The 26314-nt window shown below is 68.6% G+C and carries 25 protein-coding genes; 8 read left to right on the top strand and 17 right to left on the bottom strand.

The window, feature by feature from the left end; all coding sequences use genetic code 11:
* Positions 1-92: 92 nt before the first annotated feature.
* The 9 genes from yidC to ffh form a co-directional block, all read right to left on the bottom strand.
* Complete coding sequence (yidC, locus tag B9N97_RS15250) at positions 93-1820, bottom strand: membrane protein insertase YidC (protein ID WP_085088011.1); 1728 nt, start codon at positions 1818-1820, stop codon at positions 93-95.
* Between the two features lie 55 nt (positions 1821-1875).
* Entirely contained in the window at positions 1876-2205 is a 330-nt protein-coding gene (yidD, locus tag B9N97_RS15245) for a membrane protein insertion efficiency factor YidD (RefSeq protein ID WP_085088008.1), read from the bottom strand.
* Positions 2206-2219: 14 nt separating this feature from the next.
* Positions 2220-2573 (bottom strand): ribonuclease P protein component, encoded by a 354-nt coding sequence (rnpA, locus tag B9N97_RS15240; protein WP_348520094.1) that lies wholly within the window; start codon positions 2571-2573, stop codon positions 2220-2222.
* Between the two features lie 41 nt (positions 2574-2614).
* A complete protein-coding gene (rpmH, locus tag B9N97_RS15235; RefSeq protein WP_012973146.1) occupies positions 2615-2749 on the bottom strand; it encodes a 50S ribosomal protein L34 in 135 nt (44 codons plus the stop codon).
* Positions 2750-2850: 101 nt separating this feature from the next.
* Complete coding sequence (rplS, locus tag B9N97_RS15230; RefSeq protein WP_012973145.1) at positions 2851-3246, bottom strand: 50S ribosomal protein L19; 396 nt, start codon at positions 3244-3246, stop codon at positions 2851-2853.
* A 41-nt stretch (positions 3247-3287) separates the two neighbouring features.
* Complete coding sequence (gene trmD, locus B9N97_RS15225; RefSeq protein WP_244560914.1) at positions 3288-4034, bottom strand: tRNA (guanosine(37)-N1)-methyltransferase TrmD; 747 nt, start codon at positions 4032-4034, stop codon at positions 3288-3290.
* A gap of 59 nt (positions 4035-4093) precedes the next feature.
* Positions 4094-4672, bottom strand: a complete 579-nt coding sequence (gene rimM / locus B9N97_RS15220) for a ribosome maturation factor RimM (RefSeq protein WP_085087999.1) — start codon at positions 4670-4672, stop codon at positions 4094-4096.
* Between the two features lie 48 nt (positions 4673-4720).
* The gene (rpsP, locus tag B9N97_RS15215; protein ID WP_085087996.1) at positions 4721-5074 is read right to left on the bottom strand and encodes a 30S ribosomal protein S16; all 354 of its coding nucleotides are present in this window, start codon (positions 5072-5074) and stop codon (positions 4721-4723) included.
* A gap of 61 nt (positions 5075-5135) precedes the next feature.
* A complete protein-coding gene (ffh, locus tag B9N97_RS15210) occupies positions 5136-6521 on the bottom strand; it encodes a signal recognition particle protein (protein WP_085087993.1) in 1386 nt (461 codons plus the stop codon).
* A gap of 333 nt (positions 6522-6854) precedes the next feature.
* Between ffh and B9N97_RS36760 the strand changes: the two genes are divergently transcribed.
* A complete protein-coding gene (locus tag B9N97_RS36760) occupies positions 6855-8207 on the top strand; it encodes a pentapeptide repeat-containing protein (RefSeq protein ID WP_085090590.1) in 1353 nt (450 codons plus the stop codon).
* Positions 8208-8220: 13 nt separating this feature from the next.
* On the opposite strand, the gene B9N97_RS15200 is transcribed toward B9N97_RS36760, so the two are convergent.
* The 4 genes from B9N97_RS15200 to B9N97_RS15185 form a co-directional block, all read right to left on the bottom strand.
* A complete protein-coding gene (locus B9N97_RS15200; protein ID WP_085090589.1) occupies positions 8221-8865 on the bottom strand; it encodes a hypothetical protein in 645 nt (214 codons plus the stop codon).
* A 119-nt stretch (positions 8866-8984) separates the two neighbouring features.
* On the bottom strand, positions 8985-9617 hold the full coding sequence (locus tag B9N97_RS15195; protein WP_085087991.1) for a hypothetical protein: 633 nt from the start codon (positions 9615-9617) through the stop codon (positions 8985-8987).
* Positions 9618-9648: 31 nt separating this feature from the next.
* Positions 9649-10977 carry a DUF2336 domain-containing protein gene (locus tag B9N97_RS15190; protein WP_085087988.1) on the bottom strand — a complete coding sequence of 443 codons (1329 nt, stop codon included), beginning with the start codon at positions 10975-10977 and terminating at the stop codon, positions 9649-9651.
* Positions 10974-12695, bottom strand: coding sequence for a sensor domain-containing diguanylate cyclase (locus tag B9N97_RS15185; RefSeq protein ID WP_085087985.1), 1722 nt, complete (start codon positions 12693-12695; stop codon positions 10974-10976). Before B9N97_RS15185 ends, B9N97_RS15190 begins: the two co-directional genes overlap by 4 nt.
* Before the next feature lie 268 nt (positions 12696-12963).
* Between B9N97_RS15185 and B9N97_RS15180 the strand changes: the two genes are divergently transcribed.
* The 6 genes from B9N97_RS15180 (at position 12964) to B9N97_RS15155 (ending at position 17074) form a co-directional block, all read left to right on the top strand.
* On the top strand, positions 12964-13695 hold the full coding sequence (locus B9N97_RS15180; RefSeq protein WP_085087982.1) for a pyrimidine 5'-nucleotidase: 732 nt from the start codon (positions 12964-12966) through the stop codon (positions 13693-13695).
* A gap of 108 nt (positions 13696-13803) precedes the next feature.
* Positions 13804-14646 (top strand): 2,3,4,5-tetrahydropyridine-2,6-dicarboxylate N-succinyltransferase, encoded by an 843-nt coding sequence (gene dapD, locus B9N97_RS15175; RefSeq protein WP_085087980.1) that lies wholly within the window; start codon positions 13804-13806, stop codon positions 14644-14646.
* An 84-nt stretch (positions 14647-14730) separates the two neighbouring features.
* Positions 14731-14985, top strand: coding sequence for a type II toxin-antitoxin system HicA family toxin (locus B9N97_RS15170; RefSeq protein ID WP_085087977.1), 255 nt, complete (start codon positions 14731-14733; stop codon positions 14983-14985).
* The gene (locus tag B9N97_RS15165) at positions 14982-15308 is read left to right on the top strand and encodes a type II toxin-antitoxin system HicB family antitoxin (protein ID WP_244560729.1); all 327 of its coding nucleotides are present in this window, start codon (positions 14982-14984) and stop codon (positions 15306-15308) included. Before B9N97_RS15170 ends, B9N97_RS15165 begins: the two co-directional genes overlap by 4 nt.
* A 25-nt stretch (positions 15309-15333) precedes the next feature.
* Positions 15334-16482 (top strand): succinyl-diaminopimelate desuccinylase, encoded by a 1149-nt coding sequence (gene dapE / locus B9N97_RS15160; protein WP_085087971.1) that lies wholly within the window; start codon positions 15334-15336, stop codon positions 16480-16482.
* Positions 16483-16504: 22 nt separating this feature from the next.
* The gene (locus B9N97_RS15155; RefSeq protein ID WP_085090588.1) at positions 16505-17074 is read left to right on the top strand and encodes a hypothetical protein; all 570 of its coding nucleotides are present in this window, start codon (positions 16505-16507) and stop codon (positions 17072-17074) included.
* A gap of 50 nt (positions 17075-17124) precedes the next feature.
* Here B9N97_RS15155 and cobT read toward each other — a convergent pair whose 3' ends face one another.
* On the bottom strand, positions 17125-18150 hold the full coding sequence (gene cobT / locus B9N97_RS15150; protein WP_085087968.1) for a nicotinate-nucleotide--dimethylbenzimidazole phosphoribosyltransferase: 1026 nt from the start codon (positions 18148-18150) through the stop codon (positions 17125-17127).
* A gap of 91 nt (positions 18151-18241) precedes the next feature.
* On the bottom strand, positions 18242-19288 hold the full coding sequence (locus B9N97_RS15145) for a transglycosylase SLT domain-containing protein (RefSeq protein ID WP_085087965.1): 1047 nt from the start codon (positions 19286-19288) through the stop codon (positions 18242-18244).
* Positions 19289-19494: 206 nt separating this feature from the next.
* Between B9N97_RS15145 and B9N97_RS15140 the strand changes: the two genes are divergently transcribed.
* The gene (locus tag B9N97_RS15140; protein ID WP_085087963.1) at positions 19495-21291 is read left to right on the top strand and encodes an acyl-CoA dehydrogenase; all 1797 of its coding nucleotides are present in this window, start codon (positions 19495-19497) and stop codon (positions 21289-21291) included.
* 814 nt (positions 21292-22105) lie between these two features.
* On the opposite strand, the gene B9N97_RS15135 is transcribed toward B9N97_RS15140, so the two are convergent.
* Together B9N97_RS15135 and B9N97_RS15130 are read right to left on the bottom strand one after the other, a co-directional pair.
* Positions 22106-23422, bottom strand: coding sequence for a hydroxyacid-oxoacid transhydrogenase (locus tag B9N97_RS15135; RefSeq protein ID WP_085087960.1), 1317 nt, complete (start codon positions 23420-23422; stop codon positions 22106-22108).
* 82 nt (positions 23423-23504) lie between these two features.
* Positions 23505-26288 (bottom strand): DUF2339 domain-containing protein, encoded by a 2784-nt coding sequence (locus B9N97_RS15130; protein ID WP_085087958.1) that lies wholly within the window; start codon positions 26286-26288, stop codon positions 23505-23507.
* Positions 26289-26314 lie beyond the last annotated feature (26 nt).

The raw sequence follows: 26314 nt of genomic DNA, 5'->3' as shown, positions 1-26314 counted from the left end.
GATCGGCTAAAAAACATACCGCCGGCAAAGGCCCGTCAAGGGTCTTTGCCGGCGGCAGGTCTAAAGGACGGACAGCGGTCGGGTCCGGTGGATCAGACCTTCACGCCCATGCGCTTCATGATGGTCCACTGCTGCAGGACCGACAGTGTGTTGTTCCAGGCCCAGTAGATCACCAGACCGGCCGGGAAGCCGGCGAGCATGAAGGTGAAGACGATGGGCAGGAACTGGAACACCTTCTGCTGGACCGGGTCCGGCGGGGCCGGGTTCATCTTCTGCTGGAACCACATGGTCACGCCCATGATCAGCGGCCACAGGCCGAGATGCAGCAGGTGCGGCGGGTCCCAAGGAATGACACCGAACAGCGTGAACAGGTTGGTCGGATCGGGCGCGGAGAGATCGTGGATCCAGCCGAAGAACGGCGCATGCCGCATTTCGATGGTCACGAACAGCACCTTGTAGAGCGAGAAGAAGACCGGGATCTGGATCAGGATCGGCAGGCAGCCGGACACCGGGGAAACCTTCTCGCGCTTGTACAGCGCCATCAGTTCCTGGTTCATGCGCGCCTGATCGTCGCTGAACTTCTCGCGCAGCTCCTGCATCTTGGGTTGCAGCGCCTTCATCTTGCTCATCGCCTGATAGGACTTGTTGGCGAGCGGAAAGAAGACGGCCTTGACGCAGACGGTCAGCACCAGGATGGCGATGCCGAAGTTGCCGAGGACGCGGCCCAGGAAATCAAGAGCGTAGAAGAACGGCTTGGTCAGGAAATAGAACCAGCCGAAATCGATCGCGAGATCGAAATTCTTGATGTTCAGCTTTTCGGAGTAGCTGTCGAGCAGCTTCACCTGCTTGGCGCCGGCGAACAGGCGGCCGGTGTTCTCGACCGACGCACCCGGCGCGACGGTGACCGGGGCACCCATCGTGTCGGTCTGGTAGCGGTCGGAATTGGCGACCTGATTGTAGAGGAAGCGCGCGGTGACCTTCTCGTTCGGGTCGGGCACCAGCGACACCAGCCAGTACTTGTCGGTGATGCCGATCCAGCCGCCGTTGGTTTCCTTGGAGATGCTGCCGGCCTTGCGGACGTCGTCGTACTTCTCTTCGGTCAGCGAGCCGTTGAAGACGCCGAGCGGCCCTTCATGCAGGATGTAGTAGCCCGAGGTCTGCGGCGTACCGGTGCGCGACACCAGGCTGTAGGGCAGCAGCGTGACCGGGTTGGCGCCGGTGTTGCGCACGGTCTGCGTCACCGTGAACATGAAGTCCGGGTCGACGGCGATCTTGCGCTCGAACACCAGGCCCTGGCCGTTGTCCCAGGTCAGGGTCAGCGGCTTTTCGGGGGTGAGCGCGGTGCCGTCGGCGGTCCAGCGGGTGGTCGCGGTCGGGGTGGCGATGCCGGCGCCCTGCGGCACCCAGCCGAACTCGGCATAATAGGCGGCGGGCGTGCCAGCCGGGGCCAGCAGCACGATCTCCGGGCTCTTGGGGTCCGGCGTCTCGTGGTACTGGGCCAGCGTCAGGTCGTCGATGCGGCCGCCGACGAGATTGACGGAGCCATGCAGGGCCGGCGTGTCGATCTTCACGCGGGTGCCGGCCGCCATCTGCTCGGCGAGCAGTTCGGGGCGCTCCTTCGCGACCTCTGCCGTGGCGGGGGGCTGCTGGGCGGGCACGCCGGGGGCCGGCACCGGCACCGACTGCTCCGTCTGGGCGGCCTGCTGGGCGGCGAGTTGCTTCTGCTGCTCCACCCGCGGCTTCTCGTAGAAATACTGGAAGCCCAGAAGGATGGCGATCGACAGGGCAATCGCGATGATGAGGTTGCGTTGGTCGGTCATGGCGTCCCGGTTGCCGTGGGGCCTTTGAAAGAAGGGCGGCGTGTGCGCGGCCTTGTTACGGGTTTTCGCCGGGCTGGGCAACCGCCGCATGCCCTTTTTCCCGCGGGCCGCAGCGATGGGACGCCTGCGGCGCCCCTTGCGGCACGGGATCGGGCACGGGATCCCAGCCGGACCCGCCCCAGGGATGGCAACGCCCGAGCCGGCGCACCGTCAGCCATCCCCCCCGGATGGCGCCGTGCTTTTCCAGCGATTCGATGGCGTAGCAGGAGCAGGTCGGCTGGAAACGGCAATGCCAGCCCACGAAGGGCGACAAGGTCCAGCGATAGAGATAAACGAGCGCGCGGAGCAGGTGCGCGAGCGGGCTGAGGCCGGCGATGCGAAACATGACGTCGCGGCCTCCTACCCTTCCGCCTCGCGCCAGAGGCCGAGGCGCTTCAGCCCGGCGGTCAGGTCGCCGAGCAGGTCGGTCCACGGCCGCTCGGCCGTGTCGCCGCGGGCGACCAGGACGAAGTCGTGGCCGGGAGCCGCATGAACGGTCAAAATCTGCCGCGCGGCCTCACGCAAACGGCGGCGGGCGCGATTGCGCACCACCGCGTTGCCGACCTTGCGGCTCGCCGTCAAACCGAAACGGATCGGCGGACCGCCGTCGGCGGGCCGCTGCTTGTCGTCGTGCCGGCGCACCTGGAGGATCAGGCCGGGAGCCACATGCTTGCGCCGTGTCCCGGCCACGGCCAGAAATTCCGGCCGCCGCATCAGGCGCCCGACCCTACGGTCCGGCGCCGCCATCGCGGGGATCAGGCGCTCAGAACCTTGCGGCCGCGGGCGCGGCGGCGGGCGATCACCTTGCGGCCGCCGACGGTGGCCATACGGGCGCGGAAGCCATGACGACGCTTACGCACGATTTTGGACGGCTGGAACGTGCGCTTCATGGCGCCTACTCCTTAAGCTTTTCTGATGGTGACGGGAAGAAGACGCCCGGCCGGATGGCCGGGCGCCGAACCTATGAACCTGAAACGAACCGGAAGGCGCCTTACTCGGCAGCCCGGCGGCCGTTGACCATGCCGCGGCCGGTGGTGCGCTCGGCGATGCGGGCGGCCTTGCCGCGCAGATCGCGCAGATAGTACAGCTTGGCGCGACGGACGGCGCCCTTGCGGACCAGCTCGATCGAGTCGATACGCGGGGAGTACAGCGGGAACACGCGCTCCACGCCCTCGCCGTAGCTGATCTTGCGAACGGTGAAGGAGCTGTTCAGGCCGGCGTTCTTGCGGGCGATCACGACGCCCTCATAGGCCTGGACACGCTCGCGCGTGCCTTCGACGACCTTCACGTTCACGCGGACGGTGTCGCCCGAGGAGAACTCCGGGATCGTCTTGCCACCGAGGGCCTTCTCGATCTGCTCCTGCTCGAGCTGCTGCAACAGGTTCATAGCACTACCCCTTTTCTATCGGTGCGCCTCGCGGCGGACCGTCACTCCGGTTTCGGGTCGCGCCGGCGAGCCTGCCGCCGACCCTTGTTCGTAACAGCTTCTGCCGGGCGGCTCGCCTGGTAGAGCGACCACAGGTCCGGCCGTCGGGCCTCCGTGATCCTCTCCGCCTCGGCCAGCCGCCAGGCCTTGACCTTTCCGTGGTGACCGGACAGCAGAACCTCCGGCACCGCGCGTTCCACACCCTGCCCGTCGGTCCAGACCGCCGGCCGGGTGTAGTGGGGGTATTCGAGCAACCCCCGTTCGAAACTCTCTTCGCCCGCCGTCTCCACGTTGCCCATGACGCCGGGGAGCAAGCGCACCACGGCATCCATCAGGCTGAGCGCGGCGAGTTCCCCGCCGGACAGCACGAAATCCCCGAGGCTGACCTCTTCGAGGCCGTGCGCATCGAGGACCCGCTGGTCCACCCCTTCGTACCGGCCGCAGAGCAGCGTCACCACCGGGGTGGCGGCCAACTCCTTGACCAGTTCCTGGTTCAGCACCCGTCCGCGAGGCGACAGATAGATCGCCCGGCCGCGTCCCGGTGCCCCCACAGGTCCCGCCGTCGCGGTCAGAGCCGCGTCCAGCACGTCGGGCCGCATGACCATGCCGGCCCCTCCGCCAAAGGGGGTGTCGTCGACGGAGCGGTGTTTATCGCGCGCAAACGAGCGAATGTCCACCGATTCCAGTGCCCAGACTCCATTTTCCAACGCCTTGCCGGCCAGCGAGTGGCCGAGCGGTCCCGGAAACATTTCCGGGAACAGCGTCAGAACCTTGGCCGTCCAGACCCGCGGACCGTCGGCGCCGTGATTCACGGCCCCTCCTCCCCGCTCTGGTCTCCGTCCTCTTTCCCTTCGACCTCTTCCTCGTCACCGGAGCCCTCGCGGGCTTCGATCACGGCAGGAAGATCGACGACGATGCGACCGCCCCGGACATCGACCACCGGCACGCAGGCCTTGGAGAAGGGAAGCATCTCCAACGGTCCGCCGGCGGTCCTGACCTCCAGCACGTCGCCCGCGCCGAAGTCGTAGATCGCCTTCACCGTGCCGTAGACGGTCCCGTCGGCGAGTTCCGCACGCAGGCCGATCAGGTCGGCATGGTAGAACTCGTCCTCGTCCTCCGTCGCCGGCAGGGCGCCGCGGTCCACGTAGAGCCGCACCCCTGCCAGGGCCTGGGCCTGTTCGCGGCTGGTCACCCCGTCGACCTTGGCCAGGAAGTTGTCCTTGACCATGCCCTGGAGCATCACCGTGAAGCGGCGGGCGCCGTTTTCGTCCGACAGCGGGCCATAGGCCGTGATGTCGGCGGGCTCGGCGGTGAAGCTGCGCAGCTTCACCAGCCCCCGCACGCCGTGCGATCCCGCGAACTGGCCGACACAGATTTTGGCGGTCATCGAAGGAGCACCCGGCACGTCGTCACGACCTCAACCCTGACCTCAAGCTCAGCCCTCGGCGGCAGCCGCGGCGGCGGCCTCGGCCTTCAGACGCTCCTGCGCCTTGGCCTTCGGAGCCGACTTCTTCGGAGTCTCGCGGACGGCGGGCTTCTCGACCAGGCCGGCATTGGCCAGGAAGAGGACCACGCGGTCCGTCGGCTGGGCGCCGACCGACAGCCAATGCTTGGCGCGCTCGGCGTTCAGGATGATGCGCTGCTCGTGCTCGCGCGGCAGCATCGGGTTGTAGGTGCCGATCTTCTCGATGAAGCGGCCGTCACGCGGGCTGCGGGCGTCCGCGATGACGATCGAGTAGAACGGACGCTTCTTCGCACCACCGCGAGCCAGACGAATCTTCAGAGCCATTGGTCGAAACTTTCTCTTCTCAAGTCAAACAGGTATCAGGTGATTTCGAAAGGCGGTCAGGTCAGCCGAAAGGCCCCTTCCCACCGAAGCCGCCGAGTCCCTTCGGCAGCAGGTTTCCGAGGCCGCCGCGCAGCATCCCCTTCTTCCCAAGCTTCTGCACCTGCTTCATCATTCCGCGCATGGTCTCGAACTGCTTCAGCAGCTTGTTGACCTCCTGCACCGAGGTGCCGGAACCGGCGGCGATGCGCTTGCGGCGCGAAGCCTTGATGATGTCGGGGTTCTTGCGTTCCGCCTTGGTCATCGAGGAGATGATCGCCTCCTGGCGCTTGATCATCCCGTCGTCGACGTTGGCGTCCTTCAACTGGTCCTTGATCTTGCCGATGCCCGGCAACATCCCCATCAGGCCGGACATGCCGCCCATCTTGCGGAGCTGCTTCAGCTGCATCGCCATGTCGTCGAGGTCGAAGCCCTGGCCCTTCTCCATCTTGCGGGCGAGCTTTTCGGCCTCGTCCTTGTCGATGGTCTCTACGGCCTTCTCCACCAGCGACACCACGTCGCCCATGCCGAGGATACGGCCGGCGATGCGGTCGGGGTGGAAGGACTCCAGCGCGTCGATCTTTTCGCCGACGCCCAGCAGCTTGATCGGCTTGCCGGTGATCTGGCGCATCGACAGGGCGGCACCGCCGCGTGCGTCGCCGTCGATACGGGTCAGCACGATGCCGGTGATGCCGACCTTGTCGTTGAAATTGGTGGCGACGGTGACGGCGTCCTGGCCGGTCATCGCATCGGCGACCAGCAGCGTTTCCGCCGGCTTGGTCGCGTCGCGGACGGCCGCGACCTCCGCCATCAGCTCCTCGTCGATGGCGAGGCGGCCGGCGGTGTCGAGCATGACGACGTCATAGCCTTCGAGACGGCCGGTCTCGATGGCGCGTTTGGCGATGGCGACCGGGTCCTGGCCCGGCACGATCGGCAGCGTGGCGACACCGGTCTGCTCGCCCAGAACCTTCAGCTGTTCCTGCGCGGCCGGACGGCGGACGTCCAGCGAGGCCATCAGGACCTTCTTGCGCTCCTTCGTCTTCAGACGGAGCGCGATCTTGGCGGTGCTGGTGGTCTTGCCCGAGCCCTGCAGGCCGACCATCAGGATCGGCACCGGGGCGGCCGCGTTCAGGTTGATGTCGGCGCCTTCGCCCAGCATCTCCACGAGGTTGTCGTGGACGATCTTGATGACCTGCTGGCCGGGGGTGACGGACTTCAGCACCTCCTGCCCGACGGCGCGCTCCTTCACCTGGGCGACGAACTGCTTGACGACGGGCAGCGCGACGTCGGCCTCCAGCATCGCCACGCGAACTTCGCGCAGTGCTGCGGAGACGTCCTCCTCGGTCAGCGCGCCACGGCGGCGCAGCTTGTCGAAGATGTCGCCCAGGCGTCCGGTCAGGCCTTCGAACATGCGTTACTCGTTCCCCAGTTCCGGGTCCAGCGTCAGAGCCGCCACCCGCACAAGCACGAAAGCGCCAGTGCGCGAAATTCGCGGACTGGCGGAGATACCCGGCATGGGGCCGGGGTACCCGGTCTATCGACTTGGCGGAAGACAGGTCGGCGGACCATAGAGAAGCCGGGACCGCGAGTCAACCATTGCCGGCGGCTTCTGATCTCCCGCCGAAGGTCGGCCTTGCCGGGGCGTGGTTATCGGTCGCAACCTTGTCACAGTCCGCCGACTCTTAACCAAATTTTGGCGACTCTTTCGGATTATGGGTTACCAAATAGAGAAGGTATGCCGGCGATGTCGTCCGCCCAGGGCTTCGGGTCCAACAGTCCGCGAACCAAGCTGACCCAGAGCCAGCTCAACGCGATCCTGTTGCGGCACCAGGCATTCCGTAAAAGCCAGCCCGGCGGCGTGCGCGCCAACCTGAAGATGCGCGACCTGTCGCATCTCGACCTGTCCGGCATCGACCTGTCGGACGCCGACCTGTCCGGCGCCAAGCTGTTCAGCGCGCGGCTGACCGGCGCCAACCTGTGCAACGCCAACCTCTATGCCGCCGACCTGCGGCTCGCCAATCTGGAGAAGGCGGACCTGCGCCGGGCCGACCTGCGCGGCGCCTGCCTGCGCGGCGCGGTGCTGAGCGAGGCGACGCTGGTGGAGGTCGATCTGCGCGACGGCACGCTGCTGCATTACGACGCCAGCGGCGAGATGTACGCGCACGAGTATGAGGATTCGGTCCTCACGTCGGAACTGACGGCGGCGACCATCCGCGGCGCCGACCTGTCGCGGGCCAAGATCGCCAACGCCTTCGTCATGCAGACCGACCTGACCGACGCCGTCCTGCGCGGCACCAAGTTCATGCGTGCCAACCTGACCGGCTCCAACCTGACCGGTTGCGACCTGACCGACGCCGACCTGACGGAGGCCAACCTGTCGGGCGCCCGTTTGTCGGGAGCGGTGATGACCGGCTGCGCCATCAACCGCACCAATTTCAGCGGCGCCACCCTGATCGGCGCCATCCTCGACGCCGCCCAGATGCGCTCGCCCAACCTGCAGGCGGCTGTGCTGGCCAAGACGCTGGAGAACCCGGAAGACGACCTGCGCGAGATGCTGATGGAGCATCTGACCTGGATCGACAGCGGCGGCAAGGCCGGCAAGCGTGCCGACCTGTCGGCGCTGGACCTGTCGGGCCGTAAGCTGGACGGCATCAACCTGTCGGCGGCGATCCTGCAATGCATCGCGCTGCGCGGCGCCAACCTGTCGGGTGCGTCAATGGCGATAGCCGACCTGTCGCTGGCCGATATGCGCAAGGCCAACCTGTCGAAGGCCGACCTGCGCGGCGTGAATTTCGAGCGCGCCACCCTGACCGGCGCCGACCTGACCGGGGCGCAGCTCGGCCCCGTCCATATCCAGACGATGAGCGGCCATATCTGGCGCGCCAATCTGCAGCGCGCCCGGCTGGGCATGGCGCTGCTGTGCAAGGCCGACCTGCGCAAGGCCAACCTTGCCGGCGCCAATCTGGCCGGGGCGGACCTGACCGGGGCCGACCTCAGCGAAGCCGACCTGACCGGCGCCGACCTGACCGGGGCGGTGCTGGACGGCACCACGATGGATCAGGCGATCGTCGAGGAAGCGATCGGGCTGGCCGGCTGAAGCCGGCTCCAGCTCACACGGGGGTCCTGCCCCGCTTCGCCAGCCAGTCGCCGGAGCTGTAGACGCTGCGGACATGGTGGACCAGCAGGTTGCGGGCGTCGATCAGCTGGCCCATCCGTTCGCGGCAGGCGACGATGCCGGTGTCGGGGTGATAGACCGGCGCCAGTTCGCGGAAACGCCGCCGCACCTGATCCTCGTCGAAACACCATTCATTGACAAAGCCGAACAACTGCGCCGCGTCGCGCACTTCGGTGATCCGGCCGTCGAGCGGCTGGAAGGACAGGCGCTGCAGCGCATGGGCCAGCGTCTTGTTGCGGTAGCCGAGCGTCTCCACCGCGGCCTCAAGCCGGCTCACGTCTTCGGCCGACAGGATGCGGGCGCCCGGATCGGCGAGCGCCAGGGCGGCGGCCAGCGCCCTGCGGATCGCGGCGTCGCCGACCGCTACCCCCTCCACCTCCAGCACCGCTTCCCCGCCCGAGTCGCGCAGTCCGGGATCGGCCGCCCCCTCCGGCGCCAGCAGCAGGGCAGCCGTCACGAGCGCCGGTACCCCGACCCCGCGCAGGGCGGCAAGCTCCAGCACCGCGGCGCGAAAATGCGCGCCGCAGGGCACGGTTCGGCCGTGGGCCGGCAAGGGACTGGACTCTTCCGGTGCGGTCATCGTCGGCGCCAACACTTGGTGGAAGCGGGCGCGAGTCTACGCAAACTCTTGAATCGCCGCAATTGCGCGGATGGGCGCGGCCAAAAGGATTTGAGCCGGACGGATTATCGCACCTGGGCTCAGTGCGTTCTCATCGCCCCCGGCTTGGCCGGCAGACGGTTGAGCAGTTCATCGATATAGGCGGTCTCGTCCTTCCCCGACATGGCGGCGAAGCCCTTCAACATCTGGCTACCGAAGGAGAAGACGCTGGACAGGTCGATGCGCCAGGCCCCGCCCTCTCGTACGAAGTCGGCCGGAACCAGCGCCGGCCGGTTGTCGACCATCAGCAGGCCCGATGCCCGGTCGCCCTTGACCCGCACCGGCCCCAGGGAGCTGCGGGAGATGACGTTGGGGCCGAGCCAGCCCGCCTTCAGCGCATGGTTGGCGATGTCGCCGACCGACATGCGGCGCAGTTCGGACGGGCCGAGATAGCGGCGCAGGCCCATGGCGCCGAAGCGTTCCGCCGGTTCCAGCCGCTGCAGCGGCGCGTCGCCGGGCTGGCGGGCGGCGTCCCGCACCGATTCCAGCGATTTGACCGAGTTGCGGGTGAGCAGCGAAATCACCGCCGATCCCCGCTTTTCGGCCAGCGCATTGCGGGCGGCATCGAAGGTCGCGGCGACCGCGCGCTCTTCCGGCGTTTCGCGCGGTGGCGCGGTGAAGCCGGTGGATGCGGCGATCAGGATGACGAAGAAGGCGAGGAAAGCGACACGCATGCCAGGGAAAACCTGAAAACGGTTGGAAACGTCACGCCTTCTCCTCGACGCCGAAGAATTCGAGCTGCCAGCGCATCTCTTCATCGGTCATTGGATAATGCGTGCCGTCGCGAGCATTAAGCGCCGTTTTTGGCGGAATCTGGGCGAGCCGCAACTGGACCTGTCGGGCAAAGCGCATGGTCAGCCCGGCGCGCCACACCAGCGCGGTCACCGCGCGCGGCGCATGGGTGGCGACGATGCGGTCGACCACCGGCAGCGGAATCTGCGACAGCTCCGCCAGCGCCGCCATGACGAAGCCGCGGTCGCCCTCCACCATGGAACCCTCGATCAGCTTCTCGGTCAGCTTGCCTTCCTTGTTCAGGCGCGCCGCCTTGTCGCTGGGCCGTTCCACCGGCTTCTCCGGCCCGGCGGTACCGCCCACCGCCTCCTCGCCGAAATCGACCGGGCCGAGCGGCTGGCCGGGCGCGGTGCCGGCGGCCGTCTGCCCCACCCGCTGGCGCACCGCCTCCACCAGACCGCGCGCCGCCTCCGGATCGAGGTCGTCGCGGTCCTGCAGAACCTTCAGCAGACTGTCGGCGACGAAGCTGGCCAGCCGCGCCACCGCGCGCGCCGGCAGCCGCGGACGGCGGACCAGCGGCGAATGCCAGGGCTCGTGCTGCGGCGCCTGATCGAGGATGCGGTCGAGCGTCTCTTCGCGGATCTGGGCCGACGGGTTGCCGAGCAGCGCCGTCACCGCCGCCTCGTCGTCCGAGCGCGCGATGGCGTCGGCGACGGAGGCGGAGACGTTTTGCCGGCTGGCGATGGCGGTCATCGCGCCCCGCACCGGCCCCTTCATGATGATGTCGGTCAGATCCTCTTCGGTGAGGATCGGCGAATGCTGCAGGACCGGCGCGCAGACCGACAGTTCGACGTCGCGGGCCAGCCGGTTGATGACGCCGTGCGGGGCATTGGGCAGGTCCTTCAGCGCCTCGGCCAGGATGCCGCGCACCTCGGTCGCCTGGTCGCGGGCCAGCGTTTCCAGGCATTCCACCGTCAGCCGTTCGATCTGCGTCGCCTGATCGGCCGACAGTTCCGGCAGCAGGCGGGCGATCTTCTGCGCCACCGCCTGCCGCACCATGACCTCGCGGTCCTTGGCCAGCAGCAGGTCGGCCTGCCGCGGCGTGCCGGCATTGGTGGCGATGGCGCGCCGCACCTCGGCCGCGGCGTCGGCGGCGAGGAAATACAGCAGTTCCGGCCGGGTCTTGGGATGCTCGGCGACCTTCCGGCGAACCGCCGGATCCTCGCTCTGCACCATCCGCTTGGCGGATTCGTAATCGGCGGGGTCGAGCGTCTCGGGACGCGGAGAGGCAGGCGGGGTCACGGGGCGGGCTCCGCGGCGGAAACGTCGGTCGAAGAGGCCTGGAAGACCGGCGCCAGGGCGTAATGCCCCTTGCCGCTCTTCTTGGCGTCGTACATGGCGGCATCGGCGCGGTCGGTCAATTCGCGCACCGTCTCGCCGCGGCCGGGGGTGTGGACGGCGATGCCGATCGACAGGCCCAGCGGCTTCTCCGGGCTTGCCGACAGGTGGGCAAGGTCACGCATGCCGTTCAGCAGACGATCGGCGACGATCCGCGCCTTCTCCTCGTCGGTGCGGCCCAGCCACAGAACGAACTCGTCGCCGCCCAGCCGTCCCGGCAGATCGCCCGGCCGCACCCCGGTGGTCAGCAGCGTGCCGATGGCCTTCAGCACCGTGTCGCCCTGCTGGTGGCCGTGCAGGTCGTTGACCGCCTTGAAATTGTCTAGGTCGACATAGAGCAGGGCCGACGGCCCGCTGTCCAGCCGGGAGATCGACTCCTCCAGCCGTTCGAAGAAGGTGCGGCGGTTGAACAGGCCGGTCAGCCCGTCGCGTTCCGACAAACGGCGCAGCCGCTCCTGATAGGCAAGATGGGCGTGGGCGATGCCGATATGGTCGGCCACGCCGGACATCAGCTGGCGGTCGTCGTCGTCCCACGGCTCCGAATCGCCGGTGCGCCAGACCAGCAGCGCGCCGTTCACCGCCTGCCGGTATTCGGTCCGCTCGCCGATCAGCTGCACGTCGCCCAGCCGGTCGGTCACCAGACCCTCGCCATTGGCGATGCGGTCGAGCAGCGTGGTCCCGACCTCCGGCAACTCCGCGCCGAACTCCGCCACCAGCGACAGGGCGACGCGACCGCCGCCCGGGGCGCCGGCGCTGCCGCCCCCCTCCTCCGCCCGGTAGATGCGGCAGCCGTCGGCGCTGAGCGCCCGCGCCGTCTCCGTTGCGGCCACCACCAGCGCTTCCGCGGCGTCGAGCCGGTCGCGCAAGGTGTGGACGATGTGGCCGAGCAGCCGTTCGCGATAGCGGATGCGCGCCAGCTCGTTGGAGCGCAGCACCTGTTCGGTCACGTCGCGGCAGACGCCGCGGGCGCCGATCCAGTCGCCCTGCGGCCCGAACAGCGGCAGGGCGGAGGCGACGATGCAGGCCGGCGTGCCGTCGGCGCTCTTCAGCCAAAGCTCCGTCTGGTCGACCGCGCGGCGGCAGTCGAAGGGCATCGGCAGGTCTTCCGCGTCCTCCAGCGCCAGGCTGCGCGGGTCGCGGCCGATCAGCGCATCCGCCGGATAGCCGAGAGCGCCCTTGTGGCTGACGAAGACGAAGGTGCCGTCCGGCCCGGTTTCCCAGGCGAAGTCGGAGGAGACCTCCACCAGATCCTTGTAGCGCCGCCGCGATTCGGTCAGCGTGTGGCGCAGCTGCCGTTCCAGCGTGTCGTCGCGGCCCAGCAGCAGGAAGCCGCCGTCTGGCAGCGGCACGCCGGCCCATTCGACGATCATGATCCCGCGCAGGGATTCCACCGGTACCGAGCGCAGCCCCGGCGCCACGCTGGACGCCGACAGCCAATTGCGCAGTTCCGGCAGCCAGCGTGGGTCGCTGTCCATCATGTCTTCCGCCTCGGCATTGGCCTCGGCGACGGCCAGCGCCGAATCCAGCCGCAGCGCCGGGCCGGGATACAGCGCGACCAGCGTCACGTGGCCGGTCGGACCGGCGGTCGGGGCGGAGGTACCGGTGGTCAGAAGAAGGTCCACGGCGATCCCAGATCGGCGGGCCACGCGGCGGACGGGCCACGGGGCGGGCGGGGCGAAAACCTTAGGCTGCAAACCGTTATAAGGTCCAGCCCATGTTACCCCTTTAGGGGTTAATCTTCAATCAACCAACGATGCGGGGGACCCCCATGGCGGCGGCGCGACCCAGGGGACGGGCAAGGGACGGCCATGGGACGGCCACGGGACGGGGCGGCGCTGCGACCATGTGAAGCGACTTGCGGCGGGCCGCCGACGGTCCCATTCTTGGGGGATGACCGTCCCGACCTCCCCCGCCGCTCCGGCGCCCGACTCCGTCACCGGATCCGCCGGCAATCCCCTCGCCGCGCTGCGCGACCGCGCCGTGTGGATCTTCGACCTCGACAACACGCTCTACCCGGCGTCCTGCAACCTGTTCGCCCAGGTCGACCGCCGGATCAACGAGTTCATCGCCGCCCATTTCAACATCGGCATGGACGAGGCGCGGGTGCGGCAGAAGCATTTCTTCCGCGAATACGGCACCACGCTGCGCGGCCTGATGATGGAGCATGACGTCGATCCGGTGGCATACATGGACTATGTCCACGACATCGACGTGACCGGCGTCCAGCCTTCCGCCCTGCTGGCCGATGCGCTCGGCCGCCTGCCCGGCCGCAAGATCATCTACACCAACGGCTCGGTTCGCCATGCCGAGAATGTCGCCGGCCGGCTGGGCATCCTCGACCGGTTCGAAGCGGTGTTCGACATCGCCGCCGGCGGTTTCGTGCCGAAGCCCGATCCCCGCCCCTACGCCACGCTGGTGGAGCGCCACGGCGTCGACCCGGCCGACGCCTGCATGGTGGAGGACATCGCCCGCAACCTCGCCCCCGCCCACGCGCTGGGCATGACCACCGTCTGGGTCCGCGGCGAGAAGGAATACGAGAAGGCCGGGGTCGGCGCCGGCATCCACATCGACCACACCGTGGACGATCTGCCCTCCTGGCTGGCCGCGGTGGCCGGGCTCTAGAGCTTTGTCGCAAACCGGCCAATCCCGGCCGCGGGTACGGTTGACAGCGGGCGCAATGCGGCTCCATGGTGCCGTCCCTTGGACAATCGACAGCAGAACGACCGCGCCATGAGCCACGCCAGCCTGCAAGCCACCATCGACGCCGCCTGGGAAAACCGCGCCGATCTCACCACCGCCACCACCGGCCCCGTCCGCGACGCCGTGAACGCGGCGCTGGATGCGCTCGACGCCGGCGACCTGCGCGTCGCGGAGAAGACCGCCGATGGCTGGAAGGTCAACCAGTGGCTGAAGAAGGCAGTGCTGCTGTCCTTCCGCCTGAACGCCAACGAGATGATCCCCGGCGGTCCTGGCGGTTCGTCCTGGTTCGACAAGGTGCCGCCGAAGTTCGAAGGTTGGACCGAAGGCCAGTTCCAGAACGCCGGCTTCCGCGCCCTGCCCGGCGCCATCGCCCGCAAATCGTCCTACGTCGCCCCCGGCGTCATCCTGATGCCCAGCTTCGTCAATGTCGGCGCCTATGTCGACAGCGGCACCATGGTCGACACCTGGGTCACCGTCGGCTCCTGCGCCCAGATCGGCAAGAACGTCCACCTGTCGGGCGGCGTCGGCATCGGCGGCGTGCTGGAGCCGCTGCAGGCCGACCCGGTCATCATCGAGGACAACTGCTTCATCGGCGCGCGCTCGGAGATCGTCGAGGGCGTGATCGTCGAGGAAGGCGCGGTCATCTCCATGGGCTGCTACATCGGCGCCTCGACCAAGATCATCGACCGCCACACCGGCGAGGTCTTCATGGGCCGCGTCCCGGCCTATTCGGTCGTCGTCCCCGGCTCGCTGCCCGGCAAGCCGCTGCCCGACGGCACCCCGGGCCCGAGCCTGTACTGCTGCGTCATCATCAAGCGCGTCGACGAAAAGACCCGCTCGAAGACGGCGATCAACGACCTGCTGCGGGATTGATCGGACAGCGGCAGACAGCTGGGGCGATAGCGCAGGCCGCTATCGCCCTTGCCTTTCCGGCGCCTCCCGCAATACCATCGCCGCATGAACAAGGCCCATCGCGCGACGATTGCCGCCATTTTCGCGCGGCCGACATCCGCTTCGATCCGCTGGGCGGACATCGAGGCGCTGGTGATCGCGCTGGACGGAGTCGTCGAGGAGCGTGCCGGCAGTCGGGTCTGGATCGAGGTCCGCGACCGCGGCGCGGTCTTCCACCGCCCCCATCCCCGGCCGGAGGCCAAGAAGGGTGCGGTGGACGCGGTGCGCAAGCTGCTGATCAACGCGGGGATCACGCCATGACGATGGAATACAAGGGCTATGTGTCCGGTCCCATCGACTTCGATCCGGAGGACGGGACCTTCTCCGGCACGGTTGCCGGCCTGTCGGACGTCATCCACTTCGAAGGCGGCAGCGCTCAGGATCTGTGGGACAGCTTCCGTGGCAGCATTGACGAATATCTGGCGATCTGCGCCGAGAAAGGCCGCACGCCCGACAAGCCCTTCAGCGGCAAGATGCTGGTGCGCGCCACGCCGGAACTTCACCGGAAGGCAGCCTTGCGCGCCGCCGCAGAAGGCATCAGCCTGAGCCAATGGGTCGCCCGCCAGATCGACGCGGCCCCCTGACCGACGAAGACCAACCGGACAGCCCATGACCATCGACGCCGTCGCCCTCGCCCAGGACCTGATCCGCTGCCCCAGCATCACGCCGCGCGACGACGGGGCGCTCGGGGTGCTGGAGGCGGCGCTGACGCCGATGGGCTTCACCTGCCACCGTCTGCGCTTCCAGCAGGAGGGGACGGAGCCGGTGGAGAACCTCTATGCCCGGCTCGGCACGGAGGGGCCCAACTTCTGCTTCGCCGGCCACACCGACGTGGTGCCGCCGGGCGACAAGGGCTGGACTGTCGATCCCTTCGCCGGCGAGGTGATGGGCGGACGGCTGTTCGGCCGCGGCGCGGTCGACATGAAGGGCGCCATCGCCGCCTTCGTCGCCGCCGTGTCGCGCCGGCTGCAGGACGGGCCGCCCGCCGGCTCGATCAGCCTGCTGATCACCGGCGACGAGGAAGGGGTTGCCATCAACGGCACCCGCAAGGTGCTGGACTGGCTGGCCGAGCGCGGCGAGCGCATCGACGCCTGCGTGGTGGGGGAGCCGACCAACCCCAAGGCGCTGGGCGACATGATCAAGATCGGCCGGCGCGGCAGCCTGAGCGGCTTCCTGACCGTGTTCGGCGCGCAGGGTCACGTCGCCTATCCGCATCTGGCCGACAACCCGCTGCCGCGGCTGGTCCGCATGCTGGCCGCCATCACCGAGCATCCGATGGACGAGGGCACGGCGCATTTCCAGCCCTCCACCCTGGCGCTGACCACCATCGACGTCGGCAACAAGGCGACCAACGTCATCCCGGCGCAGGGCAAGGCGACCTTCAACATCCGCTTCAACGACGCCCACACCCCAGCCGGCATCGAGGCGTGGCTGCGCCGCACCTTCGACGCCGTCGGCGGCGCCTATGAGCTGGAGGTCTATTGCTCCGGCGACAGCTTCGTCACCCCGCCCGGCCCGCTGACCGAACTGGTGGCGGAGGCGGTTGAGGGGGTGACAGGGCGCCGGCCGGAATATTCGACCACCGGCGGCACGTCGGATGCGCGCTTCATCAAGAATGTCTGCCCGGTGGTGGAGTTCGGGCTGGTCGGCCAGACCATGCACAAGGTGGACGAATATTGTTCGGTGGAGGATCTGCGACAGCTGACCGCCATCTACGAGTCGATCCTGAAGGGCGTGTTCTCGCGCCTTGCCGGGTGAGAAGCCTGACCGGGACGCCAAGATGCCGCTGACCACCCCCGCCATCCTGTCCGCCCTGACCGGCGCGTGGCGGCTGGCCCGCTTCGACCGGACGGGGATGGAGTTCTTCGACCGCACACCGGACGGCGCGCTGAACTCCTTCTATGCGGCGCTGGTGGTTCTCCCCGCTTACGCGCTGCTGCTGGCGATCCGACTGTGGGACCAGCTGGACGGCACGCCGATCCTGCAGCTGGTGACGGTGGAGGGCATCGCCTACGTCGTCAGCTGGACCGCCTTCCCGCTCGCCCTGTTCCGCATCGCGTCGCTGCTGGGCAAGGAGCAGCTCTATCCCGGCGCGCTGACCGCCTACAATTGGTCGGCTGTGGTGCAGATGGTGATCTACCTGCCGACCATCGTGCTGTCCGCCACCGGCCTGCTGCCGTCGGGCGTGTCCGAAGCGCTGGTCTTCGGCGTGATGATGGCGTTGCTGACCTACCAGTGGTTCGTCCTGCGCACCGCCCTGTCGGTCTCGGGTCTGGCGGCGGCGGCCCTGGTGATGCTGGACCTGTTCCTGTCGGCGGCGATCAGCGATCTGGCCGACGGGATGCTGTGATCGGGATGCTGTGAGGGCAAAAGTCGCCCCCACGGCACCCCCTCTGCCCATCACCCCTGCGTGCTGACGCCAGCTTCGGCGAAGGTCGCCATGCCGGCGTGGCAGGCGACGGCGGACTTGACGATGTTGATCGCCAGCGCCGCGCCGGAGCCCTCGCCCAGGCGCATGCCGAGATCGAGCAGCGGCTCCTTGCCGATGGCCTGCATCAGGCGGGTGTGGCCCGGCTCGACCGAGCGGTGGGCGACCATGCAGTGGTCGAGCGCGCGGCGGTCGGCCTTGTAGAGCACGGCGGCGGCGGCGGTGCAGGCGAAGCCGTCGAGCAGGACCGGAACGCGGGCGACTCGGGCGGCCAGGATGGCGCCGGCGATGGCGGCGAACTCGTAGCCGCCCAGGCAGCGCAGCGCCTCGAACGGGTCGTCCTTGGCCTGCGGGTTGGCGGCGACGCCGGCCTCCACCGCGGCGATCTTGCGGGCGAGCCCTTCATCGTCCACCCCGGTGCCGCGGCCGGTCCAGTCGGCCGCCTCGCCGCCGAACAGCGCGAGGCAGAGCGCCGCCGCCGAGGTCGAGTTGCCGATGCCCATCTCGCCCAGCGACAGCAGCTGGACGCCCATCTCCACCGCCATCATGCCGTAGGCCATGGTGCGGCAGCATTCCTCCTCGCCCATGGCCGGACCCTGGGTGAAGTCGGCCGTCGGGTTGTCCAGGTCCAGCTCGTAGACGCGGAGGTCGGCGTCGGCCACCTCGCAGAGCTGGTTGACCGCGGCGCCGCCGTTCTGGAAGTTGGCGACCATCTGCACCGTCACCTCGGCCGGATAGGCCGAGACGCCGCGGGCGGCCACGCCGTGGTTGCCGGCGAAGACGGCGACGCGCGGGCGGCGAACCTCGGCCGGGTGCTGGCCCTGCCAGGTCGCCATCCACTGCGCGATCTCCTCCAACCGGCCGAGCGAGCCCGCCGGCTTGGTCAGCTGCCGTTCGCGCTGGAGGGCCGCGGTGCCGGCCTCCAGGTCGGGGCCGGGCAGGTTGCGCACGAGCGCGCGGATTTCCTCGAAGGTGACGGCGGGCTGCTGGTTGCTCATGATCGGTCCTGAGGGGTGAGCGCCAAAAACGGCGCGACCTTGCACCCATCCGGCCGTCAAGTCAAAGCGCCAGAGTAGGGCATTTTGCCCCTCACGCCGCCTTTGCGACCGCGTTGGTTCCGGCGGCCCCCGCGGTGGCCGAGGCGACCGGCGTCGCCGATTCGGACCCGACGATGCGACCCAACCCCAGCCCGAAGCCCATGGCGACGCCGTTGCCCGCCGTCTGGTCGGTGCGCACCGGCTCGTCACGCATGCGGCGGTGCTCCTTGTCGCGCAGGCGGGCCGGACGGCCGCTGACGCTGTCGACCTCGTCCGGGGTCTCCAGCGCGTTCAGCGCCAGCACCTGATAGATCGACAGCGGCGTGCCGTTCAGCGACTTGGCCGGCGCCATCGGCACCTGGGTGGTGAAGCCGTCGGGCATGTCCTGCTTGCGCACCGCGTCGTTCGCCACCTGGGCCGGGGCGAAGTTGGCCAGCGGATTCTCCGAGAATTTGGCAGCGAAGCGGTCGTAGATCTCCTTCAGCGACTTCGCCTTGCCGGTGGCCTTGTCGTAGAAGACGTTCTTGTTGGCCGCAGCCGCATCGGGGAAGACGTCGCGGGCGGTGCGGCCAGGGTTCTCCTGCATCGCGTTCAGGAACTTCGACGCGCCGCCGGCCCCCAGGAAATGGGCCATGTACAGCTCGGTCGAGCCGATCTTGCCGTCCACCGTCTCCTCCAGATACTCCTTGTTGTCGCGGGTGTATTCGGCGGCCATCAGGGCCGACGCGGTCGGGTCCTTGCGCAGTTCCAGGATCTCCTTCTTCATCGCCGGATCGGCGACATAGGGCCGGCCGTCGCCGCGGGTCTGGATGGCGTTGGCGTATTTGCCATAGCCATGGTCGGCGCCATGCTCCTTCATCGTCTGCAGCCAAGTGCTGTCGATGAACTGGTAGAGCCCCGTCGCGGACGAGGAGGAGGACTTTATGTCCGTGCGATACCCGCTCTCCACGGCAGCTTTTTCCATGAGGTAGGAAAAATCGACCCCCGTCTTCGCGCTGGCATTGCGCACGGCGGCCTCCACATTGTCCGGGCCGCGCTTGGCGCCGGCGGCCTGGGTGGCTGCGTTGCTGAGGTTGCCGAGGGCGGAAGCGTAGGTCATGGGTCGATCCCCGTGTGATGGCCCCGATGGGAGGCAGCCACTCCTATGCAGACGCCGTGCCAGTCGTGTGGAGGCTTGATGACGCCGTGGGGCGGGCCTAGCCTTGTCAGGACGCGGCATCCCGCCCTCTCGCCAAGCGCCATCCGATGCTGTATGTTAACGTATAGGTAAACCAAACAATCCTTCCCTGGGAGAACCGCCCCGCCATGACCTACACCGCTCCGGTCGACGATCTGCGCTTCGTCCTGAACGAGGTGGTGGGCCTCGACGCCATCGCCGCCCTGCCCCATTGCGACAGCGCCGCCCCCGATCTGGTCGACGCCATCCTGGAGGAGGCCGGCAAATTCGCCTCCGGCGTGCTCGCCCCGCTGAACCGGGTGGGCGACAAGGAAGGGGCGAAGCTGGAGAACGGCGTCGTCCGCACCGCCACCGGCTGGAAGGAGGCCTATGGCCAGTTCACCGAGGCCGGCTGGAACAGCTTGCCCTTCGAGCCGGAGTATGGCGGGCAGGGCCTGCCCTGGACCGTGGCCTTCGCGGTGAACGAGATGTGGCAGGCCGCCAACCTGTCCTTCGGCCTTTGCCCGCTGCTGACCCAGGGCGCGGTGGACCTGCTGACCGAGCATGCGAGCGCCGAGCAGAAGGCGGTCTATCTGTCGAAGATGATCTCCGGCGAATGGACCGGGACGATGAACCTGACCGAACCGCAGGCGGGCAGCGACCTCGCCGCGGTGCGGACCAAGGCGGTGCGTGCCGACGACGGCAGCTATCGCATCACCGGCCAGAAGATCTTCATCACCTATGGCGAACATGACCTGACGGAGAACATCGTCCATCTGGTGCTGGCCCGCCTGCCCGACGCCCCGGCCGGCATCAAGGGCATCAGCCTGTTCATCGTGCCGAAGTTCCTGCCCAAGCCCGACGGCACGCCCGGCCAGCGCAACGACCTGCGCTGCGCCAGCCTGGAGCACAAGCTGGGCATCATGGCCAGCCCGACCGCGGTGATGGCCTATGGCGACGATGAGGGCGCCATCGGCTATCTCGTCGGCGAGGAGAACCGCGGCATCGAATACATGTTCACGATGATGAACAATGCCCGGCTCGGTGTCGGCATCCAGGGCGTGGCGATCGCCGAGCGCGCCTATCAGCAGGCCCGCGATTACGCGAAGACCCGCGTGCAGAGCAAGGATCTGGCCGATCCCAAGGGCTCCGGCGTCGCCATCATCAAGCATCCCGACGTGCGCCGCATGCTGCTGGACATGCGCGCCAAGACCGAGGCCGCCCGCGCGCTGGCGCTTTATGCCGGCACGCAGCTGGACATCTCCCGCCACCACGAGAACCCGGCGGTGCGCGCCGCTGCGACCGCGCGGGTCGATGTGCTGACCCCCATCGTCAAGGCATGGTCGACCGACATCGGCTGCGAGGTGGCGTCCACCGGCGTGCAGATCCACGGCGGCATGGGCTTCATCGAGGAGACCGGCGCCGCCCAGCATTACCGCGACGCCCGCATCACCCCGATCTACGAGGGCACCAACGGCATCCACGGCAACGACCTGACCTTCCGCAAGACCGGCCGCGACAAGGGCGCGGCGGCCAGGGCCTTCGTCGCCGACATGCGGGCAACGGTGGAGGAGCTGGGTGCGGCCCCCGGCGACGACCTCGCGGTGATCCGCACCGAACTGTCGGCCGGTCTGGACGCGCTTGACCGGGCCATCGACTGGATGGTCTCCACCCAGGCGGAGGGCGACCTGCAGGGTGCTGCCGCCGGTGCGGTGGCGTACCTGAAGCTGTGGGGCACGGTGGCCGGCGGCTGGATGCTGGCACGCTCGGCGATGAAGGCGATGGAGGGCATGCGCCAGCCGGGGGCAAACGCCTCCTTCCTGGAGACCAAGCTGATCGTCGCGCGCTTCTACGCCGAGCAGGTGCTGGCGACCGCCCCCGCCCTGCTGCCGACCATCGCCAGCGCCCGCAACACGGTGATGGCGCTGAGCGAGGAGCAGTTCTGAGGTCCGGCCCAAGGCCCCTTTTTCCGGTGGGGAGAGGGGCCGGGTGCGGAGGTGGATGGAACGTTTGAAACACCGTGAAACGGTTTTCCGGGGGCTGTTCAACTGTTCCACGCCGCTTGTGCTGCGACGGACAGAAGCGGTGAACGGGTTGGAAAGCCGGTTGACGGGGGACATGGGGACTCCGCGCGGACATAGGGTATAATTCCTATATCGGGCAGGTGTCCGGGGCAATGGTCAGCGGGAAAATCGCCCAGTGCCCTCTCCCGCCCCGGGAGAGGGAGGGGACCCGCGCCGAAGGCGTGGGGAGGGTGAGGGGTGCATCAGTACGAATTTGGTACAAGAAGAATGATCCCAGCTATGATTGCACCTATCCCAGCATAAAAAGCCAAGCTTGCGAATTGGTTTGTTGAGTGCATGCCTATAAACCAAAGCTGAGCGCAGTCGCCGGTCCCGGCTTTTAAAAGACAGGCCAACCCAATGTCTTTTGCATTGCGTCCAATGAAGCCTCCAAGCTCGTTTACCCACCACAGATACGTGGCGTAAGACAGAGCGGCACCCCCAATCATTAGTGCAATAGGCATCTGAGCATCCTTAAATGTAGATAGCAAACCGGAAGTTGAAATTGGTCATTACATTATGTTGATTGAGCATCCGCTGATGGTCAAGCTTAGGAAATTAAATAGAATTAAATTACTTAAGAGCACTAAAGAGTTTGGGGTCAAATGCAGCCTCTTGGGTCACCCCTCACCCTTCCCACCGCTTCGCGGCGGGCCCCTTCCCTCTCCCGGGGCGGGAGAGGGCACTTCGTTCCCCCTCACCAGTAACGCATCGCGTCCGCATACAGCCCGCGCAGATCGTCCTCCGACACCGGGCGCGGCGCGATGGTCAGCAGGCGTTGCTGGGCGGCGGCTCCCTTGACCAGACCCGGAATGTCGACTTCGCCGTAGCCCAGCGCCGACAGCCCGTTCGGCAGGCCGGTCGCCCGCATCATCGAAATCAGCCGCGTCGCCAGCAACTCGCCGCCATCCTCCGGCGACGCGCCGCGCGTGTCGGCGCCCAGCGCCTCGGCGGCGCGCAGATGGGCCTCGGGAGCGGCCGGGCCGGTGAAGCGGAAGGCGGCGGGGGCGTTCAGGACCACCGAGATGCCGTGCGGAACCATCGGGTCCACCGTCTCGTAGCCGGTGGCGGTGAAGCTGTGGTTCATCCCCGCCACCGAATAGGACATGGCGTGCGGGATGTGGACGCCGGCATTGCCGAAAGCCAGACCGGCCAGCGTCGCCGCGAACATCAGGGCGTCGCGGGCCTCGGCGCAGTCGGGGTCGTTGACCGCCCGTTCCAGCCATTGCCCGCCCAGCCGGATCGCCTGCAGGCTGCCGATGTCCGACCACGGGTTGGCACCCTGGTAGGGCGGACGGGCGGTCGGCGACTCCGGTTTCGGGCGGGAACGGAAGGGGCGCGCGGTGTGGCTCTCGATGGCGTGGGTCAGCACGTCGAAGCCGGTGGCGGCGATGGCGCCGGGCGGCAGGCTGTCGATAGTGCGCGGATCGACGACGGCAAGGCTCGGCCGCAGGAAGCGCGAGGAGATGCCGGTCTTCACCTGCTTTTCCACATGGTCGAAGATGGCGACGCCGGTGGTCTCGCTGCCGGTGCCGCAGGTGGTCGGACAGGCGATGTGCGGCTTGACCGGGCCGGGGACCGGGATGCCCTCCCCCAGCGGCTTGTTGACGTAGGCGAGGAAGTCGGCCGGATAGGTGGCGTAGAGGTTCGCCGCCTTGGCGGTGTCGATCACCGATCCGCCGCCGATCGAGACATAGCCGTCGAAGCCGCCGTCCCGCGCGAAATCGGCGGCGTCGAGGAAGGAGGCGCTGGTCGGCTCCACCCGGCAGCGGTCATAGACCACCGGATCGACGCCGGCCCGCTTCAGCGACTCCAGCGCCATGGCGAAGGGTTCGGTTGCGGCAACCCGCGGGTCGGTGAACAGGACCACCCGCGTCATGCCCAGCGACAGCGCGTCGCCGCCCAGCTCGGCCAGCATGCCGGGGCCGAACTTCATCCGCGCCGCCTCGACGGTGAAGCCCTCCTCGCCGTCGGGCAGGATGGGATAGGCGTTGCCGTGCGTGTCGCTTGCCATGGGCGCTGCTCCTCCGGTTGCACGGGCCGGGTTTGTCCCCGGCCCATCCTTTCCCGTATGGGAGCGTCCCGCGCCCGGCCTGTCAATGAGTCCGTTGGTCCAACAGACCGTCCGCGGGCAGATCGTCGGTTGGCGGAAGCGGCGGTTCCGGCTCCGATGACGGACCGGTGGGCGGCGCACCGCCGGGCGGCGGGCGCAGCAGCCGCTGATAGAGCCAGCCGGTGCCGACCAGACAGAGGCCGAGGCCGAGGAAGGAGGCGACGCGGTACATCCCCTCCAGGTCGGACATGTCGCTGAGGAACACCTTGGCGACCACCGCCAGCACCAGGACCAGCCCGGCATGGCGCATCCAGCCCCAGCCGAAGCGGATGCCCACCACCAGCATCGCCACCGCGAACAGCAGGAAGCCGGCGGAGTAGCTGTACCATTCGGCGTCCGAAACCCCGTAGCCGGCCAGGACCGGCCCCTGGAAGGCGCGGCGGATCTCCAGCGCCAGATTGGTGGCGATCAGCAGCAGCGGCAGCACCGGCGCGGCGCTGCGCAGGGCACGCGACGGCGGCGGGTCGTACCACAGATAGACCAGCCCCAGCACGGCCGGCGCGCCATAGGCCAGCAGCAGCCGGTTCACCACCGGCCAGGTGCCGACCCATTCGAAATTCCACAGCGGGTTCAACGCGGTCAGATGCAGGAAAACGGCGTTGAAGGCGGCCAGCAGCACCAGCAGGCGCCGGCCCCATACCGCGACGGGCCGGGCGCTCCACCGCCGGTCGGCCGCCAGCAGCAGGGCGAGGCCAAGCCACGACAGGGTGTGCAGCGACACCTCCGCCAGGGTCGACGGCGCCTCCTCCAGGCTGCCGGACATCCAGCGGTGGATGCCCAGCGACAGCATCAGGGTGGTGAAGATCAGGGCGCCGGCCTCCAGCACCATCACCACCAGATCGTCACCCTTTCCATCCGGCGCAGTTCGCATCCAGCGCGCCGCCGCCAGGAAACCCAGCGCCGGCAGGCCATAGCCGTAGGCGATCCAGCCATAGCCTTCGTAATCCAGCACATACGGATTGACCGCCAGCCGCACCAGCACGGCGACCGCCACCAGCAGGGTGACGCCGCGCAGTTCGCGCAGGGTCAGCTGCCGCTCCAGCCATGCCAGCACCGGCACCTGCATCGCCAGCGCGACCGTCAGCCACGCCTCCTGCAGGACCATGGTGGCACCCAGCGCGATGGCGCCGGTGGCCCCGGCGGCGAAGGCGGCCAGCCCCAGCGAGGCGCCCGGCCGGTGGCGGTGGCGGGCCAGCGGCGTGGTGGCGCCGACCAGCAGGGCGGCCAGCGCCAGCGCCGCGGCCGGCCAGCCGATGGCGGTCTCCGGCGGCGCCACCACGGCATAGGCCAGCGTCAGCAGGGCCAGCGGCACCAGCGCCGACAGCGACGCCCACAGGGCCGCCCGCCGCGCGTCCCACAGGGCGATGAAGCCGCCGATGCCGAACAGCGCGGCGAATCCACCCGCAACCCACAGGAAATGCGCGACCGCCGCCGGATAGCCGGCCGGATCGACGACGATCAGCGGCTGGCCGTCAGCATTCAGCGGCGGCGGGCTGGCGGGGACATAGGGCAGGCTCCAGGGCGCCAGGGACAGCAGCACGGTCAGCGCGGCGATCCAGGCGACGCCGGCGATCCGCTCCGTCCGCCGGCCGGCGACCATCGCCAGCAGGGCGAACAGGCCGAGCGCGATCAGCGACACCGAGCCGTGGTCGTCGATCCAGGTCACGGCGGCGACCAGCAGGCCGAACAGCCGCATCGCCATCATCGCCAGCCGGTCGGCCGGGTGGCGCCGCTTCCGCCGGATCCAGTCGGGCAAGGCGCGGCGCCAGCCGGTGGCGGGAGCGGGCTCGGGCGGCGTCTGGTCAAGCACGCCCAGCACCGCCGGAACCAGGAACAGCGCGGAGGTCAGCAGCAGGTAGATGCCGGTCGGCAGCGCGTCGCCGCTGCGCCAGGGATCGATCAGCCAGAGCAGCGGCCACAGCGCGGCACCGGTCAGCGCCCCCCAGCCGAGCCAGCGCCAGCCGCGATACAGCACCACCGCCATTCCCGCCCCGTTCAGCGCCAGCAGATAGGCGAACAGGCCCCAGGCGTCGGGATTGTCCGTCGACACCAGCAGGGGAGAGACATAGCCGGCCAGCAGCCCCAGCGCCGCGATCAACGGCCCCTGCAGCAGCGACAGCCCGATGCCGATCAGCGACAGGGCGGCCAGCAGCGCGAAGGCGACCAGCGGCGCGAACAGGCCGAACAGGGCGAAGCCGCCATAGACGCTGATGAAGGCGGTGAACAGGCCGGCGGCGGTCAGGGCCGGCGGCACGTAATCCGGCTGCAGGGCGGCGACGGCGCGCTGCATCGGCCGGCGGCGCAGCCACTCGCCCCCCACCATCAGCGCGAAGCCGGCGAGCAGGCCCAGCGCGACACGCACGCCCGGCCCGAGCCAGCCGTGATCGACCGACAGCTTGATAAAGAAGGCCGCCGCCAGCGCCATGGTGCCGCCGCCGAGCCAGATCAGCCAACGCGAGGCCAGCGATTCCTCCAGCTCGCGCCAGCCCGACCGCGCCGGGGCCGGTGCGGCGGGCGGCGGGGGGGCCGGCTCTTCCGCCTCCGACGCGAAGACCGGTTCGCCGACCTCCTCCTCGGGAAGCGCTTCGACCTCGGGGGCGACCTCTTCGGCGGCTGGGGCCTCGGCAGTTGAGAGCGGCAAGGCCCCGGCCAATGCCCTGTCCAATCGGCCGCGCAGTTTGGCGATTTCCGCCTCCTGCGCCTTCAACCGCCGGTCCAGCCGGTGGGTGATGAAGCCGAAGATCAGCAGTAGAACGACGAACTCCATGACCGCACCGCCTGCACGACGTTGCC

It is taken from the genome of Azospirillum oryzae (assembly GCF_900177515.1).
GTDB classification, from domain to species: Bacteria; Pseudomonadota; Alphaproteobacteria; order Azospirillales; family Azospirillaceae; genus Azospirillum; species Azospirillum oryzae_A.
The sequence above is the reverse complement of the archived record's forward strand: the minus strand, read 5'-3'. Positions and strand labels throughout refer to the sequence as shown.

Coding starts and splice junctions, on each gene's coding strand:
- yidC (WP_085088011.1), bottom strand. CDS start 1,820: ATGACCGACCAACGCAACCTCATCATCGCGATTGCCCTGTCGATCGCC.
- yidD (WP_085088008.1), bottom strand. CDS start 2,205: ATGTTTCGCATCGCCGGCCTCAGCCCGCTCGCGCACCTGCTCCGCGCG.
- rnpA (WP_348520094.1), bottom strand. CDS start 2,573: ATGCGGCGGCCGGAATTTCTGGCCGTGGCCGGGACACGGCGCAAGCAT.
- rpmH (WP_012973146.1), bottom strand. CDS start 2,749: ATGAAGCGCACGTTCCAGCCGTCCAAAATCGTGCGTAAGCGTCGTCAT.
- rplS (WP_012973145.1), bottom strand. CDS start 3,246: ATGAACCTGTTGCAGCAGCTCGAGCAGGAGCAGATCGAGAAGGCCCTC.
- trmD (WP_244560914.1), bottom strand. CDS start 4,034: ATGTTTCCGGGACCGCTCGGCCACTCGCTGGCCGGCAAGGCGTTGGAA.
- rimM (WP_085087999.1), bottom strand. CDS start 4,672: ATGACCGCCAAAATCTGTGTCGGCCAGTTCGCGGGATCGCACGGCGTG.
- rpsP (WP_085087996.1), bottom strand. CDS start 5,074: ATGGCTCTGAAGATTCGTCTGGCTCGCGGTGGTGCGAAGAAGCGTCCG.
- ffh (WP_085087993.1), bottom strand. CDS start 6,521: ATGTTCGAAGGCCTGACCGGACGCCTGGGCGACATCTTCGACAAGCTG.
- B9N97_RS36760 (WP_085090590.1), top strand. CDS start 6,855: ATGTCGTCCGCCCAGGGCTTCGGGTCCAACAGTCCGCGAACCAAGCTG.
- B9N97_RS15200 (WP_085090589.1), bottom strand. CDS start 8,865: ATGACCGCACCGGAAGAGTCCAGTCCCTTGCCGGCCCACGGCCGAACC.
- B9N97_RS15195 (WP_085087991.1), bottom strand. CDS start 9,617: ATGCGTGTCGCTTTCCTCGCCTTCTTCGTCATCCTGATCGCCGCATCC.
- B9N97_RS15180 (WP_085087982.1), top strand. CDS start 12,964: ATGACCGTCCCGACCTCCCCCGCCGCTCCGGCGCCCGACTCCGTCACC.
- dapD (WP_085087980.1), top strand. CDS start 13,804: ATGAGCCACGCCAGCCTGCAAGCCACCATCGACGCCGCCTGGGAAAAC.
- B9N97_RS15170 (WP_085087977.1), top strand. CDS start 14,731: ATGAACAAGGCCCATCGCGCGACGATTGCCGCCATTTTCGCGCGGCCG.
- B9N97_RS15165 (WP_244560729.1), top strand. CDS start 14,982: ATGACGATGGAATACAAGGGCTATGTGTCCGGTCCCATCGACTTCGAT.
- dapE (WP_085087971.1), top strand. CDS start 15,334: ATGACCATCGACGCCGTCGCCCTCGCCCAGGACCTGATCCGCTGCCCC.
- B9N97_RS15155 (WP_085090588.1), top strand. CDS start 16,505: ATGCCGCTGACCACCCCCGCCATCCTGTCCGCCCTGACCGGCGCGTGG.
- cobT (WP_085087968.1), bottom strand. CDS start 18,150: ATGAGCAACCAGCAGCCCGCCGTCACCTTCGAGGAAATCCGCGCGCTC.
- B9N97_RS15145 (WP_085087965.1), bottom strand. CDS start 19,288: ATGACCTACGCTTCCGCCCTCGGCAACCTCAGCAACGCAGCCACCCAG.
- B9N97_RS15140 (WP_085087963.1), top strand. CDS start 19,495: ATGACCTACACCGCTCCGGTCGACGATCTGCGCTTCGTCCTGAACGAG.
- B9N97_RS15135 (WP_085087960.1), bottom strand. CDS start 23,422: ATGGCAAGCGACACGCACGGCAACGCCTATCCCATCCTGCCCGACGGC.
- B9N97_RS15130 (WP_085087958.1), bottom strand. CDS start 26,288: ATGGAGTTCGTCGTTCTACTGCTGATCTTCGGCTTCATCACCCACCGG.